The following is a 15,300-nucleotide window of genomic DNA, read 5'->3' as shown; positions in this document are numbered from 1 at the left end:
CGGTAGTGCCGGCCGCTGGCCGGCAACCTCGCGCGTGCTGCCGAACATCATGAGGTTGCCGGCCAGCGGCCGGCACTACCATTTCGAATTCGCTGGGCCATGCCCGGCGGATGCGGATCAACCGGTGTTCTGCACGCCCTGCGAAACACCGTTCACGCAGGCCACCAACGCGCGCAGCAGGTCCTCATCCTCGCGCCCGCTGGCCCGCCAGCGCTGCAGCAGGTCCACCTGCAGCACGCTGATCGGATCGACGTAGGGATTGCGCAGGCGGATCGACAGCGCCAATCGCGCATCGTGGTCCAGCAGCGTCTTCTGGTCCATCAATGCCAGCAGCCAGTGCCGGGTGAGTTCCAGTTCGCGCTGCACCTGCGGGAAGAAGCGCCCGTGCAGTTCACCCGACAACAACGAGAACTGCTCGGCGATGGTGATATCGCCCTTGGACAGCACCATCGCGATGTCGTCCAGGAACGTACGGAAGAACGGCCAGTCTCGCGCCATATCGCGCAGGGTCTGTTCGTGGCCGGCATCAACCGCCGCCTGCAGGCCACTGCCTACGCCATACCAGCCGGGAATCACCGCGCGTGCCTGGCTCCAGGCAAATACCCACGGAATCGCACGCAGGTTGCCCAGTGCCGCGTCCTGGCCGAGCCGGCGTGACGGCCGCGAGCCCAGCGTCATCCGCTCGATCACGTCGATCGGCGTGGCAGTGCGGAAGTAGTCCATGAAGCCTGCCTGGCCGACGAAGGCGCGATACAACTCGCTGCTCGCAGACGCCACCGCGTCCATCACCGGCCGCCAGTCGTCCTCGCGGGGCTCGGCGGCGCGCGGGCGCAGGCTGGCGCGCAGCACCGCACCGGTGGCCTGTTCCAGCGACCGCAGGGCCAGCGCACGGATGCCGTACTTGCGGTGGATCACCTCGCCCTGCTCGGTCACCCGCAGGCGGCCATCGATGCTGCCGCGCGGCGACGCATCCACCGCGTGCGTGGTCTTGCCGCCACCGCGGCTGATCGAACCACCACGGCCATGGAAGAAGGTCAGGCGGATGCCGGCCTCGGCCGCCACCTCAAGCAGTTCCACCTGCGCACGCTGCAGGCCCCAGCGCGAGGCGGCGATGCCACCGTCCTTGCTGCTGTCCGAATAGCCCAGCATCACCATCTGCACGTCGTCGCGTGCTTGCAGGTGCGCGCGATAGATCGGGTCGGCCAGCAGGTCACGCAGGGTCGCGGTGCCGCGCTTGAGATCATCCACCGTCTCGAACAGCGGCGCGATGTCCAGCGGCACCGCACCGCCCTCCTCCACCAGGCCGCCACGGCGTGCCAGCGCCAGCACCGCCAGCACGTCGCTGCGATCGTGTGCCATCGAGATGATGTAGCTGCCCAGTGCATCCCCGCCATGCCGCGCACGGGCATCGGCCAGTGCGGCGAACACGGCATCCAGTCGCCGGTTGCCTTCGTCGTCGCCCTTCGGCAACAGCGCCTCGCCACTGGCATGCGGTGCCAGCAGGCGCGCGCGATCCAAGGCATCCAGTCCGTCCCACGCCGCGTCGCCGCCCAGCACCGTGGCCAGCGCGCGCGCATGCACGCTCGATTCCTGGCGCACGTCCAACCGCGCCAGGTGGAAGCCAAACGTCTTCACCCGCCACAGCAGGCGTTGCACGGCAAAGCCACCGGCATGTTCGCCGCGATTGGCGCGCAGGCTGTCGAGGATCAACTGCAGGTCGTCGATCAGTTCGTCCGGACCGGCGTAGGCGCCTTCGCCGTCATCCAACGTGGCCTGCAGGCGTGCGCGCATGCGGTCGTTGAGCAGGCGGTAGGGCATGTCGGCGTGGCGCGGACGCGACTGCACCTGCGGCAGCAGCTGCTGGTAGTGCGCCACGCGCGCCTGCAGCGCCTCGCTCACGCCCACCCGCTCGGTGGACTGGCTGAGCAGGCTGGCCAGCTGAAGCAGTTCCTTCTGGTAACGCCCCAGCACCGCCTGCCGCTGCGCATCCAGCGTATTGCGGATGGTGTGGGCATCCACGTTCGGGTTGCCGTCCATGTCACCGCCCACCCAGGTGCCAAAACGCAGCAGGCGCGGCAGCGGCAGTTCTTCGCCGTAGGTATCGCGCAGCGCCTGCTGCAGCGATTCGTACAGCACCGGGATCACCCGGTACAGCACCTGCACCAGATAGAAGCCGACGTGCTCGCGCTCGTCATCGACGGTAGGCCGCACCGGCGAGGAATCGGTGGTCTGCCACGACGCGGTCAGCGCCATGCGGAAGCGCGCGGCATCGGCGGCCGCTTCCCCCGGCGTGCGCTGGCCGTCGAGGTTGTCGACCAGGCTGGCCACCATCAGCTGCTCTTTCTCCAGCAGCGCGCGGCGCACGGCTTCGGTCGGATGCGCGGTGAATACCGGTTCGATATCGATGCGGGGCAGCCACTGCGCCAGCTCGTCCAGGCCCACGCCCTGCGTCTTCAGGTGCTGCAGCGCATCCTGCAGGCCGTCGGGCTGCGCCCCCGCGGTGCCGGCACGCTGGTAGTCACGGCGGCGTCGTATGCGATGCACGCGCTCGGCGATGTTGACCACCTGGAAGTAGGTGCTGAAGGCCCGCACCATGGTCTCGGCCTGCTGCGGCGTGCGCCCGGCCAGCCCTTCGGCCAGCTCCGACAGCGGCGCCTGGTTCTCGCGGCGGGCAATGGCGCGGGTGCGCACATCCTCGACATCGTCGAGAAAGGCGGCCGAAACCTGTTCGACCAGCAGGTCACCGACCAGTGCGCCGAGCCGGCGCACGTCATCGCGAAGCGGAAGATCGGGAGAAGCAAACTCGATGCTGCTGCGGTACTCGTTCATCGGCGACGCACAGGCCTCGGTCAACGGATCCAGGCCCCAAGCCTATCCCAGATCGGGCGTCGTGCTGCGATGCAAAAATGGTTTCATCTGGTAGTGCCGGCCAGCGGCCGGCACTACCGGGTCCGGTCAGCGCTTCTTCTTCGCCTTGCTCTGCTCGGCCGGACCGATGGTCTGCTCCAGCCAGCGCTCGCTCTCGGCCAGCATGGTCATGATCGATTCGCGTGCGCGGTAGGCGTGCGATTCGTTCGGCAGCATCACCAGCCGCGCGGTGCCGCCCAGGCCCTTCACTGCGGCGAACATGCGCTCGCTCTGGATCGGGAAGGTGCCGGAGTTGTTGTCGTCCACGCCGTGGATGAACAGGATCGGATCCTTGATCCTGTCGGCGTAGTTGAACGGCGCCATCTTCTGGTAGACGTCCTGCGCCTGCCAGTAATTGCGTTCCTCGGCCTGGAAACCAAACGGGGTGAGCGTGCGGTTGTAGGCGCCGCTGCGTGCGATGCCGGCCTTGAACAGGCGGGTGTGTGCCAGCAGGTTGGCCGTCATGAATGCACCGTAGGAGTGGCCGCCAATGGCGATGTGATCGCGATCGGTCACGCCACGGCGCACCACTTCATCCACGGCCGCCTGCGCGTTGGCCACCAGCTGTTCGATATAGGTGTCGTTCGGCTCCTTGTCGCCCTCACCGATGATCGGCATCGACGGGCTGGCCAGCACCACGTAGCCCTTGGCCAGGAACGCCTGCGGGCCCCAGTAGCTGACCGCGTTGAAGCGGTACGGCGAATCAGTCACCTGGCTGGCTGCAGCCGCACTCTTGAACTCACCCGGGTAGGCCCACATCAGCAGCGGACGCGGACCATCGCGCTTCGGGTCGTACCCCGGCGGCAGCAGCAGGGTCGCGGTCAGGTCGACGCCGTCCTTGCGCTTGTAGCGGATCTGCTCCTTCTGCACGCCCTTCAGCTGCGGCAATGGATGGGCGAAGTGGGTCAATGCGCGCGGCTGGGTGGCCGCATCGGCCAGCGACTGCACGTAGAAGTTGGCCGGCTCGTCCGGGCTCTCGCGGCTCAGCAGCAGCGAACTGCCCTGGTTGTCCAGCAATGCCACCGGCAGCGAATAGCTCGGCGCCTGCGAGTGGAACAGGCGCGTTGCCTTGCCCGTGGCGATGTCCAAGCGATCCACGAACGGACGGTCGCCTTCCGGCGAAGCGCCGGCACCGGCCAGGTACAGGCTGCTGCCATCGGGGCTGGTCTGCAGCAGCGAACGGCCCCGCTCATCACTGGCCAGCAGCGGCCGGCCCGGATCGGCATAGCGGTCCTGCGCATCGCGGTCCCACAGCAGGCGCGGTTCGGCGCTGGCGTTGTCCGGGGCGATCAGCCAGGTCTTGGTCCTGCGGGTCTTCCACCAGGATTCGGTCAGCAGGGCCAGGTCGCCGCGACCCCAGCTGATGCCGGCCAGGCGGCTGCCAAGCTGGGCCAGCGTCACCGGCGGCTTGTCGAAGGGCGCGGCCTGCATCAGCACCGCATCGCGCACCTTGGCGTCCTTGTTCGGGTCGCCACCATCCTGCGCTTCGGCCCAGACCAGGGTCGCTTCGGCATCACCACGCCAGCCGATGTCACGCACGCCGGTCACTTCGGCATCGTTGCCGGTCGGCAGGCCTTCCACCAGCGGTCGCACCGCCACGGTGTGCACCAGCTTGCCGCTGGCACGGTCGATCACTTCGATGCGGCGCGGGAAGCTGCTCACCGGCACCACGTAGGAATACGGACGCTGCACCGGTTGGCGCAGCACGAAGCGGCCATCCGGCGACACCGAGAAGCCCATGAAGATGCCGGCCGCGCCGATCGCGCGGGTGGTGCCATTCAGGCTGACTTCCAGCGGCTGGGTGGTGGCGTAGTAATCGAACTGGCGCGCGTCGGCCTCGTTCTTCAGCAGGTCCTGGTAGGTGCGGATCGACACGACGCCGCCACCCTGGCTGGTCTGCTGCACCGCAGGTCCAGTCGGGATGCCGTCGGCGGCCGGGGCGGCGCCGAGGTTGGCCGGGCGGGTGAACACCACCAGCCCGCGGCTGTCCGGCAGCCACTGGTAACCGCTGCCGATCACCGTGTTCAGGCCGGCAACCAGGCGGCGGGCACTGCCACCGGCCACGTCCACCAGCCACAGTTCGTTGGCGCCGCTGGCGGCGTCGACCTGGTTGAAGGCCAGCCACTTCTGGTCCGGCGACCACATCACACTGGCGATCGACAGCTTGGCCGGCAGGCCGCTGATCGGCCGTTCCTTGCCATCAGCCACGTTCATCAGCCACAGCTTCTCGCCGAAGCTGAAGCGGCTGTCGGAGAACGTGCGCGGGTTGATGCGCAGGCCGGCCAGCTTCAGTTCCGGCTGCGCCACCACCTGGATCGACGGCAGCGACGGCATCTGCATCAACGCGGCCACGTCGCGGCGTGGCGACAGGTACAACGACGGCGCACGCGGCGCATCGACCACCGCCTGCAACGCCGCCGAGGGCAGTTCGTAGCCGTTGACGCCCTGGGCCTGTGCGGCCGTGGGCTGCGGCGCTGCTGCCCAGGCCAGCGGGGCCACCGCCAGCAGTCCCATCGACAGGACCAGGCCGGTCCAGCGCCGCGTACGGCGCGCGTGCATGCTCATCGTTCCACCTGTGTGATGCGTGAAAACACCGACCTTAACAGGCCGTGCACGCCCGCCCATCTGCCGATGGTTGGGTCATCCGGATGTCATGCCGGGGCCGCGATATAATGGGGGTTCTCCCCTGCCGAGGGGCGCTGCGACCGGATCCCATGAGGCCCGGCCAGGCTCGGTGAGGTGGCTTTGTAACAACGGCGCCCGGCTAGATGCGAGCACCCGCTCGCCCACAACCGGAGCACACGAATGAATGCTGTTGCCAAGACCTTCTCCACCGAAGGTGATTACAAGATCCGCGATATCACGCTGGCCGACTGGGGCCGCAAGGAACTGGACATCGCCGAGCACGAAATGCCGGGCCTGATGTCGATCCGCCGCAAGTACCAGGCCGAGCTGCCGCTGAAGGGCGTGCGCGTGACCGGCTCGCTGCACATGACCATCCAGACCGCCGTGCTGATCGAGACCCTGAAGGACATCGGCGCCGACGTGCGCTGGGCCTCGTGCAACATCTTCTCGACCCAGGACCACGCGGCTGCCGCCATCGCCGCCACCGGCACCCCGGTGTTCGCCTGGAAGGGCGAGACCCTGGAAGAGTACTGGGACTGCACCCTGGACGCGCTGACCTTCACCCTGGCCGACGGCACCCTGACCGGCCCGGAACTGGTGGTCGACGATGGTGGTGACGTGACCCTGCTGATCCACAAGGGCTACGAGCTGGAAAACGGCAGCGACTGGGTCAACACCGCGTCCGCCTCGCACGAAGAACAGGTCATCAAGAACCTGCTCAAGCGCGTCGCCAAGGAGCGCCCGGGTTACTGGGGCCGCGTGGTCAAGGACTGGAAGGGCGTCTCCGAAGAGACCACCACCGGCGTGCACCGCCTGTACCAGCTGGCCCAGGCCGGCACCCTGCTGATCCCGGCGATCAACGTCAACGACTCGGTCACCAAGAGCAAGTTCGACAACCTGTACGGCTGCCGCGAGTCGCTGGCCGACGGCCTGAAGCGCGCGATGGACGTGATGCTGGCCGGCAAGGTCGCCGTGGTCTGCGGCTACGGCGACGTCGGCAAGGGCTGCGCCGCCTCGCTGCGTGCCTACGGCGCGCGCGTGATCGTCACCGAGATCGACCCGATCTGCGCCCTGCAGGCAGCGATGGAAGGCTATGAAGTCAACACCATCGAATCGACCCTGGGCCGTGCCGACCTGTACGTCACCACCACCGGCAACAAGGACATCATCCGCATCGAGCACCTGAGCGCGATGAAGGACCAGGCCATCGTCTGCAACATCGGCCACTTCGACAACGAGATCCAGGTCGATGCACTGGTGTCCTTCGCCGGCATCAAGCACGTCAACATCAAGCCGCAGGTGGACAAGTACATCTTCCCGAACGGTAATGCGATCTTCCTGCTGGCCGAAGGCCGCCTGGTGAACCTGGGCTGCGCCACCGGCCACCCGAGCTTCGTGATGTCCAACAGCTTCGCCAACCAGACCCTGGCACAGATCGACCTGTGGGCGAACAAGGACAGCTACGAGAAGAAGGTCTACCTGCTGCCGAAGAAGCTGGACGAAGAAGTGGCTCGCCTGCACCTGGAAAAGATCGGCGTGAAGCTGACCACCCTGAGCCAGGAACAGGCCGACTACATCGGCGTGCCGGTGGAAGGCCCGTTCAAGCCGGACCACTACCGCTACTGATGCCTGCGGGGTGCCGGCCAGCGGCCGGCACTACCGGTGCATGCGACACACGGAACGGGCGCCTTCGGGCGCCCGTTCTGCGTTTGCGCGCAGCCGTACACCGCGCATCCACGCATCCACGCATGGCGTGGATCTACTTGACGCCCGGCCCAGGAAAATTCCCGCCACGCGAAGATGCAGTAGATCCACGCCATGCGTGGATGTTCCCCACCGGAGCGGGGGACAATAGCCTCGGTCAAGGCAACGCTCCTGCCCCGCGCTACGATCCACCCATGACCCCGGCCATCAACCTGCTGAAGCGCGAGAAGATCGCCCACACCGTGCGCAGCTACGTGCACGACGCCCATGCCGAATCCTATGGCGGCGAAGCCGTCGACAAGCTCGGCCTCGACCCTGCCAAGGTGTTCAAGACCCTGCTGGCCAGCACTGAAGCGCACGAACTGCTGGTGGCAATCGTGCCGGTCGCCGGCCAGCTCGACCTGAAGGCGCTGGCCGAAGCCGCCGGCTGCAAGAAATGCGAGATGGCCGCTGCCGATGCCGCACAGCGCGCGACCGGCTACCTGGTCGGGGGCATCAGCCCGCTGGGGCAGAAGAAGCGCCTGCGCACGTTCCTGGACGCCAGCGCGCAGGCATTGCCCGCGCTGCATGTCAGCGCCGGTCGCCGCGGCCTGGAAGTGGAACTGGCACCGGCCGATCTGCTGCGGCTGACCGCCGGCCACTACGCGGCAATCGGCAAGGCACGCTGATGCGCTGGCCGTGGTCCGCAGCGCCGTCGCCCCGGCTTGAGGATGCTCAGGCCGACGTCCTGCTGCAGGACCTGCTGTCGCGCGACGGCACGCGCATCACCGACGCCGCACGTACGGTCGCACGGCTGTTCACCGCGTCCTCGCTGGATGCACTGGCTGCGCATGCGGACCTGATCGAACAGCGCTGCCAGGGCATCGCGCTCGGCGGCATGCTGATCAGCAACCAGGCGCACCTGAAGGCGGCCCTGCGTCGGCTGCATTACTGGCACGCGCGCGAGGGGTGCCTGTGCGCGCTCAATCCCGGCTACCCGTTCTTCGATCCGCGTCGTCTGGTTGAACAGGGCCAGATGCAGCTGCGCTCGGTGGAAGAAGCCGAAGGCGGCTGGGGGGATTGCCACATCGTTACGTGCGAACAGTGCGGCCAGCATTGGCGGGCCATCGACCGCGAGTACCACTACCCGTGGTGGGAATGGATAGCCGTCTGACGGGACTGCAGCCACGCATGGCGTGGCTCTACTGCGGTCCGCTAGACCCACGCCGTGCGTGGATGGCATGACCACGCGGAACCGCACCTTCATCAACCGTATTGCCAGACGTAGATCCACGCCACGCGTGGATGGCGGTCACTCCACCAGCGCGTACCGCATCGGTACCCGCACGATGGTCAACTCCGGCACTGTGCTCTCTGCTTCGGCACGGACGAAAGGCCAGCCACGCAGCTCGTCCACCGCCGCGTCATCCAGCAGCGCATGCCCGCTGGATGTCTCCACGATCACGGCGGCAACCGTCCCCTGCGCATCAATCAATGCCTTCAGCAGGCTGCGCCCGGAAAGTCCCTGCTGCATGGCCGCCGGCGGATAGTGCGGCGACACGCCGCGTGCCGGCTTCCACGCAACACCCTCGCCCGCGAACAGATCGCGGCTGCCGCGCGCCGCGCAGTGTTTCGGTAGGCGCAGCTGCAGGGATAGCCGCGTGTCCTCCACGCTCACCTCCGCCGGCGCCGCGCAGGCGTGTTGCGTAAGCACCTCCAGCATCTGCTGCTGCCGAAGCAACGCCTTGCCGTTGGCCGCCTTCACCTCCACCACGCAACGACCGTCCTCGGGCTGCATCGACAATGCGGTCACCTCCGCATCGCGCAGCGCGGGAACGGCCGCCAACGGCGAGCATGCAGTGCCGACAGATGGCTTCGCTGCCAGTGCAGGGGTGGCGGGCAACGTGCCCGCCAGCAACACCAGAATCATCCTTGCCCAGACCGCCATGCCTCGCCCTCCTTGGGTTTTCCTGGCCCGATCATAGCGCGCGCCTGGGGTCGGATCCCTTCCTCAGGGAAAGGCTCCTACCGAGGGCCCGAATGATCGGGTCAGAGCCCCTCGGTGCGGGGATCTGACCCGGGCCGCTTACGGCCGCCAGTTGGCGTTGTTCTCCCAGAACTCGACGGAACGCCGGTAGGCCTCGCGGTCCAGCGGCACGCCGGAGCCGCCCTCCTCCACGCCCAGCGCATTGCGCATCATGGTGATCGGCGCCATCGGTACCTCTTCCGGTTCGGCGGTGTAGATGCAGCCGACGATGCCCCAGTCGGCCTCGATCGGTGAACCTTCCTTCGCCAACTGCCCGGCGCTGTACAGGATCACCACCAGGTAATTCGCACGCGGCGATTCCACGCCCTCGAACCAGCGCACCAGTACCGGCAGTTCCTCGCGATTGCGCGCTTCGTAGCCGCTGCGCAGCAGATGGCGGTTGGCCTCGGTGACCGGCACCGTCAGGCAGCGCGTGCTGGTCCAGTTCTCATAGACGAACAACTTGCAGAACGGGGCGTAGCCGTCGAGCACCTTCAGCGGCGCGTGCGCATTGAGGTGTGCCTCGAACTGCTCGGCAGTGCAGTCCTGGATGGTGTTGCCGCGCGGCACGCGCGGGAACAGGCGAGGACGGGCGAAATCGGTGAGGACGATGGACATGGCAGGGCGTGATCAGGGGTTCCACCGCACAGGGTAACCGCCCCGGAGGCAGGCCGGGCCGGATGCCGATGGTCACTGGCGCCCGCGTCCAGCTTGCAGCACCCTGCGGACGACCCAATGCAAGGATCGCCGGCTCATGGATGCAGCACGCGCGTCGCCCCGTTCCGCCCGCCGTCGGCGATGGCCGATCGTCCTGGCCATCCTGCTGCTGGCGCCGCCATTGCTGTTCACCGCCGCCCTGCTCTGGCCGCTGCCGGCACCGCCGTTGCCCGATCCGGGTAACAGCCGCGTGATCGTCAACGCGCGGGTGGTGGACGTCGTGCACGGGCGGGTCAGCGAATCGACCACGGTGACGATACGCAACGGCACCATCACCGCCATTGGCGAAGCTCCACGGGAGACCACGTTGCCGGTGCTTGATGCCGGTGGCCGCTGGCTGCTGCCCGGCTTCTGGGACATGCACACCCATGCATTGCAGTTGTCGCCGCAGCTGCAGTTCCCGCTGATGCTGGCCAACGGCATCACCGGTACCCGCGACATGATGGACTGCCCGCAGGCCACCGATCCACTGATCGCCTGCGTGGCCGACAAGCGCCGCTGGTCCGAGCAGGCCATTGCCGGGCAACAGGTCGCACCGCGCTTCGTGCAGATCGCCAGTTTCTACTTCGAGGATCCATCACTCGCGCCGGAGGCTGCCGCTGCGCGTGCGCGTACGTACAGCGCGCGAGGTGTCGACGCGTTGAAGGTCTACAACCGGCTGCGTGCGGACACCTACCAGCGGCTGGCCACCGAGGCACAGCAGCTGCGCCATCCGCTGGTCGGCCACCTGCCCAGGGCGGTGCCTCTGGAAGACGCGGTACAGGCAGGCCAGCGCAGCTTCGAACACGCCCATCTGTTCGTGCGCCACTGCTTCGACAACGCGGCGGCATGGCGCGGTGGCACGTTCGACGGCGAAGACCCGACCATGCTGGCCGAACGCATGGTTGCCAGCTATCAGCCCGCCCGCTGCAACAAGGCATTCGGTTTGATGCAGGCCAGCGGTGCCGCGTTCGTGCCGACCCATGTCACCCGCGAAGAAGATGCACGTGCACGCGACCCCACCTTCGTCGACGATCCGCGCCTGGCCTATCTGGATCCGCTCTCACGCTGGGCGTGGCGTGATGACCTGCAGGCCACCGTGGCGCGCTACCCCGGCCCGCGCGGTGAAACTGCGCTGAAGGCCTACTTTGAGCACGGGTTGGTGCTGACTGGTGCCGCGCATCGCGCAGGCGTCACCGTGCTGGTCGGCACCGATACCGGGCTGGGCGGCTTCCGCTACCACGATGAAATGCAGTGGCTGCGGCAAGCGGGCCTGAGTCAGGCCGACGTACTGCGTGCAGCCACGCAGCAGGCCGCGCGCCATCTGCAGCTGCAGGCGTCACATGGCAGCGTCGAGATCGGCAAAGCCGCAGACCTGGTGTTGCTCGATGGCAACCCGCTGCACGACATCGCCAATACCCGCCGCGTGCATGCGGTGCTGCTGGCCGGCCACCTCTATGACCGCCCGCGGTTGGATGCGCTGCTGGCCTATGCGCGCAGGCAGGCACGCTCGCCCGCCGTGATGGCACGCCTGCTGTGGGGCTTCATCACCAGCCCGGTCAGTGCCGAGCTGTAGCAGCACCTACAACGCCATCCGCTCGCGCAGCTCCCGCGCCTGCCGCCGCGACACTTCCACCTCGCTGCCATCATCCAGCGCCAGGTCATAGCCGTCGCCGATGCTGGGCGACACCCCACGGATACGGCGCAGGTTGACCAGCGTGTTGCGGTTGGCGCGGAAGAAAAGATCCTGCGGCAGGCGTGCTTCCAGCGCGCTCAGGCTGCGGGTCAACAAGGCGTTCTGGTCGCGGAACCACAGCCGCGTGTAGTTGCCATCCACCACCAGCCTGCGGATCTCGGAGACCGCCACGAACCAGCAGCGCTCACCCTCGCGCACGAACACCTGGTCCTGCGCACCCAGCGTGCTTCGCAGTTCCGGCGCGCCGCTCGCCACCACGTCGCGCTCGCGCGCCCGCTCCAGTGCTTCCAGCAGGCGCGGTGCCTCCACCGGCTTGACCAGATAGTCCAGCGCGTTGGCCTGGAATGCGCGTACCGCATAGGTGTCATAAGCGGTAACGAACACCACCGCCGGCACCGTCTCCAGTCCATCCAGCACATCGAAGCCGCTGCCGGAGGGCATCTGCACATCCAGCAGCACCAGGTCCGGCGCCAGTGTGGCGATCGCCTCGCGTGCGGCGGGCACATCGTCGGCCTCGCCCACGCACTGCACCCAGGGCAGCGCTGACAACAGCGTACGCAGCTCCTGCCGCGCCAGCCGTGCGTCATCAACGATCAACACGCGCAGCATGCCACTCATTGCGGAATCTCCAGCAGGGCCTGCATGCGGTCACCGACCGGCTGCAGCACGAATCGGCCACGCGTGCCCAGCTGTGCACGCAGGTAGGCCAGGCCGACGCCATGGCCATGGGTGGGTTCGCTGCCGGTTGAAAGTGGATTGTCCACCTGCAACCGCAGCACATCATTGGCCAGCGTGGCATGGATCCGCAGCTCGCCACCGCCAGGGCGACTGGCAATGCCGTGCTTGATCGCGTTCTCCACCAGCAACTGCAACGCCATCGCCGGCAGCTGTCCCTGCGTGGCATCGGCATCGATCTGCTGCCGCACCTGCAGGCGCTGTTCGAAGTGGATCGCCTCGATGGCCAGGTAGTCGTCCACCACCGCCAGCTCCTCGGCCAGCGTCACCTGTTCGCTGCGATTATGCGCAAGCGCCTGGCGCAGCGTGCGCGATAGGCGGGTGACCATGTCGCGCGCACGCTCAGGATCTTCCAGGATCAGCGCGCGCAGGTTGTTCAGTGCATTGAACATGAAGTGCGGGTTGAGCCGCGCACGCAGCGCATCGCGCTCCAGGGCGCTGCGTTCGGCCTCGGCGCGCAGGCGTTCGAGTTCCGCGCGGCGCGCCTGGCGCAGGCTGTGCAGGCCGGCCCACAGTGCGGTCCACAGGCCCAGCAGCAGCACGGTGTTGAGCAGATAGGCCAGCCGTGCCACCGGGCGGAAGTCACCCGGCTGCTCACCGAAATCCACCCAACCCAGTGCCAGCGCCGGCTGCAGCACGGCCATCAGCAGCAGCTGTGCCAGCAGCGCGCCCAGCAGCACCGCCAGCGCAAGCCGCAGTACCAGCGCGCCGAACTCCCGCTGCCACCAGCGGCGCCGCAGGGCCAGTGCACGCACACCCGCACTGATGCCCCACAGCAGCACGCCCAGGCCGACGCTGATGAGCGTGCCACCACTGCTGGCGCCGCCGCCGAAGGTGCTGGTCATCGCCAGGCTGAGCGCAGAGAACAGCGCCCAACCGACGGTGTTGATCAACCAGAAGCGCAATGTGGAAGTCGAATCGGGCATGGCCATGGCCGGAGCGGTCGGAAGGATCAGCGGTGGCTGTCCAGGAATGCCTGTACCTGCCCACGCAGCCACTGCGGATCATCCCACATCAGGAAGTGGTGGCCGGTCGCGCTCAGCTCGATGCGCACGCCGGGCAGCGCGGCGTACTGCGACTGGAAGATCGCACGCGCCGATGATTCGGTCGCACCGAGTGCCTGGTAGGACGCCCAGGCGCCCAGGACCAGCGTAGGCGAGTGGATGCCGGCCACCTCGCTGCGCAGGTCGGTCACCAGCAGCGAGTACATCGCATCGGCGGTGGTGGCGCGGTCGCTGTCATGGCCCCAGCGCTTCAGTTCGGGCAGGCGCGCGGAGCTGTTGGTCAGCGGAGCCAGGGCCGCTTCGGCCTGTGCCTGGTAGCTGGCCGGGTCTGCAGCCAGCATCGCAGTGCGCATCTGTTCGGCCATCGGCTGCACGCTCCGTGCGGTCGCCTGCGGGTTCTGCATGCCTGCGTAGAACGGCAGCGAATCGACGATGACCAGCGGCCCCAATGCGTCCGGTTCCTTCGCCGCCATCTGCAGCGTCAGCACGCCGCCCAGGCTGTGGCCGATCACCGCCGGATGGTCCAGCTTCTGGTCATGCACATAGGCCAGCAGCTGGTCGCGCATGGCCGAAAGGAAATCCGCCGGCCGTGGCTCTGCCGGTGCGGCGCCGGCAAACCCCGGCAACTGCACCAGGTGGCACTGCACGTCCTTCAACGCGCGGCAGGTCTCGCGCCAGACCTCGGCGCTGCTGTTGAGGCCGGGAATCATCAACAGCGGTCGGCCCTTGCCGACCACCTCGACCTGCACCTTGCCGGCGGTCGAGTCAGTGGCGGCATGCGCGGAACCGGAGCCGAGCACGGCCATCGCCATGCCGATCATCGCCAGTCGGGCCAGGGCCTTCATTGCGTACCAGAGTGCCAGGAAGATCTTCATCGTCTGCTCCTTCATCAGGTGGGTGGTGCCGGGATGGGATCAGCGTGCCGCCGGTCCAGCGCCCCCGGTTGCGATTCCGGAGCAACGGCCGGTCAGCAGGGCGAACGGTCGCGCACCACGGATGACCTGCCCTCACGCCGCAATCGCACATCCATCTTGATGAAGCGATATACTAATCCGCACCCGCCGCCGCCGCCCGTGCCATGACTGCCATCAGCTTCGAGTTCTATCCGCCCAAGACCGACGAACAGCGCAGCCAACTGGACCGCGCCGCGGCCAAGCTGAAGGACTATGGCCCCGAATACGTTTCCTGTACCTTCGGTGCCGGTGGCTCGACGCTGAGCTATACCTCCGAGACCGTGCGCCACCTCAACCAGCACCATGGCTTCGAGGCTGCACCTCATCTGTCCTGTGTCGGCGGCACCCGCCAGGAAATCCGCGAACTGCTCAAGCTGTACCGCGCCATCGGCTGCCATCGCCTGGTTGCGCTGCGCGGCGACCTGCCCTCCGGCATGGGGTTTCCGGGCGACATGCGGTACGCCGCCGAGCTGATCGACTTCATCCGCGCCGAACATGGCGATGCCTTCCGCATCGAGGTCGGTGCCTACCCGGAGACCCATCCACAGGCCTCCGATGCACTGGCCGACCTCAAGCACTTCAAGGCCAAGATCGATGCCGGTGCCGACGCGGCGATCACCCAGTATTTCTACAACCCGGATGCGTACTTCCACTTCGTCGATGCCGTGCGCCGGCTTGGCGTGCAGGTACCGATCACGCCGGGCATCATGCCCATCGCCAACTTCAGCCAGCTGCGCCGTTTCTCCGAGCAGTGCGGCGCGGAAATCCCGCGCTGGATCAGCCGCAAGATGCAGGCCTATGGCGATGACGCCGAGTCGGTGCGGGCGTTCGGTACCGAAGTGGTGGCCAAGCTGTGTCAGCGCCTGATTGAGGGCGGCGCGCCGGGCCTGCACTTCTACACATTGAACCTGGCCAAGCCGACCACGTCGGTGTTGAAGCTGCTGCACGGCTGAAAGCACGCCATGCCACCGAAAT

The 15,300-nt window shown here is 67.4% G+C and carries 12 protein-coding genes and 1 riboswitch; of the genes, 5 read left to right on the top strand and 7 right to left on the bottom strand.

The window, feature by feature from the left end:
* Positions 1 to 117 precede the first annotated feature (117 nt).
* Positions 118 to 2,829: a phosphoenolpyruvate carboxylase gene (gene ppc / locus EGM71_RS03305; protein WP_188489733.1), complete on the bottom strand. Its 2,712-nt coding sequence runs from the start codon at positions 2,827 to 2,829 to the stop codon at positions 118 to 120.
* Positions 2,830 to 2,955: 126 nt separating this feature from the next.
* Positions 2,956 to 5,472 carry a S9 family peptidase gene (locus EGM71_RS03300; protein WP_188487792.1) on the bottom strand — a complete coding sequence of 839 codons (2,517 nt, stop codon included), beginning with the start codon at positions 5,470 to 5,472 and terminating at the stop codon, positions 2,956 to 2,958.
* 120 nt (positions 5,473 to 5,592) lie between these two features.
* Positions 5,593 to 5,676: riboswitch (S-adenosyl-L-homocysteine riboswitch) on the top strand.
* Positions 5,677 to 5,712: 36 nt separating this feature from the next.
* Between EGM71_RS03300 and ahcY the strand changes: the two genes are divergently transcribed.
* From ahcY to EGM71_RS03285, 3 genes are all read left to right on the top strand, one after another.
* On the top strand, positions 5,713 to 7,158 hold the full coding sequence (gene ahcY, locus EGM71_RS03295; RefSeq protein WP_014036003.1) for an adenosylhomocysteinase: 1,446 nt from the start codon (positions 5,713 to 5,715) through the stop codon (positions 7,156 to 7,158).
* A gap of 272 nt (positions 7,159 to 7,430) precedes the next feature.
* Positions 7,431 to 7,904 (top strand): Cys-tRNA(Pro) deacylase, encoded by a 474-nt coding sequence (ybaK, locus tag EGM71_RS03290; RefSeq protein ID WP_188487790.1) that lies wholly within the window; start codon positions 7,431 to 7,433, stop codon positions 7,902 to 7,904.
* A complete protein-coding gene (locus tag EGM71_RS03285) occupies positions 7,904 to 8,389 on the top strand; it encodes a hypothetical protein (protein ID WP_188487788.1) in 486 nt (161 codons plus the stop codon). Before ybaK ends, EGM71_RS03285 begins: the two co-directional genes overlap by 1 nt.
* A gap of 138 nt (positions 8,390 to 8,527) precedes the next feature.
* On the opposite strand, the gene EGM71_RS03280 is transcribed toward EGM71_RS03285, so the two are convergent.
* Positions 8,528 to 9,163 carry an energy transducer TonB gene (locus EGM71_RS03280; RefSeq protein WP_188487787.1) on the bottom strand — a complete coding sequence of 212 codons (636 nt, stop codon included), beginning with the start codon at positions 9,161 to 9,163 and terminating at the stop codon, positions 8,528 to 8,530.
* A 138-nt stretch (positions 9,164 to 9,301) separates the two neighbouring features.
* Positions 9,302 to 9,859 carry a DUF3228 family protein gene (locus EGM71_RS03275; RefSeq protein WP_054171043.1) on the bottom strand — a complete coding sequence of 186 codons (558 nt, stop codon included), beginning with the start codon at positions 9,857 to 9,859 and terminating at the stop codon, positions 9,302 to 9,304.
* A gap of 136 nt (positions 9,860 to 9,995) precedes the next feature.
* On the opposite strand from EGM71_RS03275, the gene EGM71_RS03270 reads away from it, so the two are divergent.
* Positions 9,996 to 11,513, top strand: coding sequence for an amidohydrolase family protein (locus EGM71_RS03270; protein WP_188487785.1), 1,518 nt, complete (start codon positions 9,996 to 9,998; stop codon positions 11,511 to 11,513).
* Between the two features lie 6 nt (positions 11,514 to 11,519).
* Here the strand turns inward: EGM71_RS03270 and EGM71_RS03265 are convergent, their stop codons facing one another.
* From EGM71_RS03265 to EGM71_RS03255, 3 genes are read right to left on the bottom strand one after another with little or no spacing between them, the layout of a single operon-like run.
* On the bottom strand, positions 11,520 to 12,251 hold the full coding sequence (locus EGM71_RS03265) for a LytR/AlgR family response regulator transcription factor (RefSeq protein WP_101764936.1): 732 nt from the start codon (positions 12,249 to 12,251) through the stop codon (positions 11,520 to 11,522).
* Complete coding sequence (locus EGM71_RS03260; RefSeq protein WP_188487783.1) at positions 12,248 to 13,294, bottom strand: sensor histidine kinase; 1,047 nt, start codon at positions 13,292 to 13,294, stop codon at positions 12,248 to 12,250. Before EGM71_RS03260 ends, EGM71_RS03265 begins: the two co-directional genes overlap by 4 nt.
* Positions 13,295 to 13,320: 26 nt before the next feature.
* Complete coding sequence (locus EGM71_RS03255; RefSeq protein WP_188487781.1) at positions 13,321 to 14,247, bottom strand: alpha/beta fold hydrolase; 927 nt, start codon at positions 14,245 to 14,247, stop codon at positions 13,321 to 13,323.
* 203 nt (positions 14,248 to 14,450) lie between these two features.
* Between EGM71_RS03255 and metF the strand changes: the two genes are divergently transcribed.
* On the top strand, positions 14,451 to 15,278 hold the full coding sequence (gene metF, locus EGM71_RS03250) for a methylenetetrahydrofolate reductase [NAD(P)H] (protein WP_188487779.1): 828 nt from the start codon (positions 14,451 to 14,453) through the stop codon (positions 15,276 to 15,278).
* Positions 15,279 to 15,300 lie beyond the last annotated feature (22 nt).

The sequence above is a fragment of the Stenotrophomonas maltophilia genome, assembly GCF_006970445.1.
Taxonomy (GTDB): Bacteria; Pseudomonadota; Gammaproteobacteria; order Xanthomonadales; family Xanthomonadaceae; genus Stenotrophomonas; species Stenotrophomonas maltophilia_AU.
This window is presented reverse-complemented; position numbering and strand designations above follow the sequence as displayed.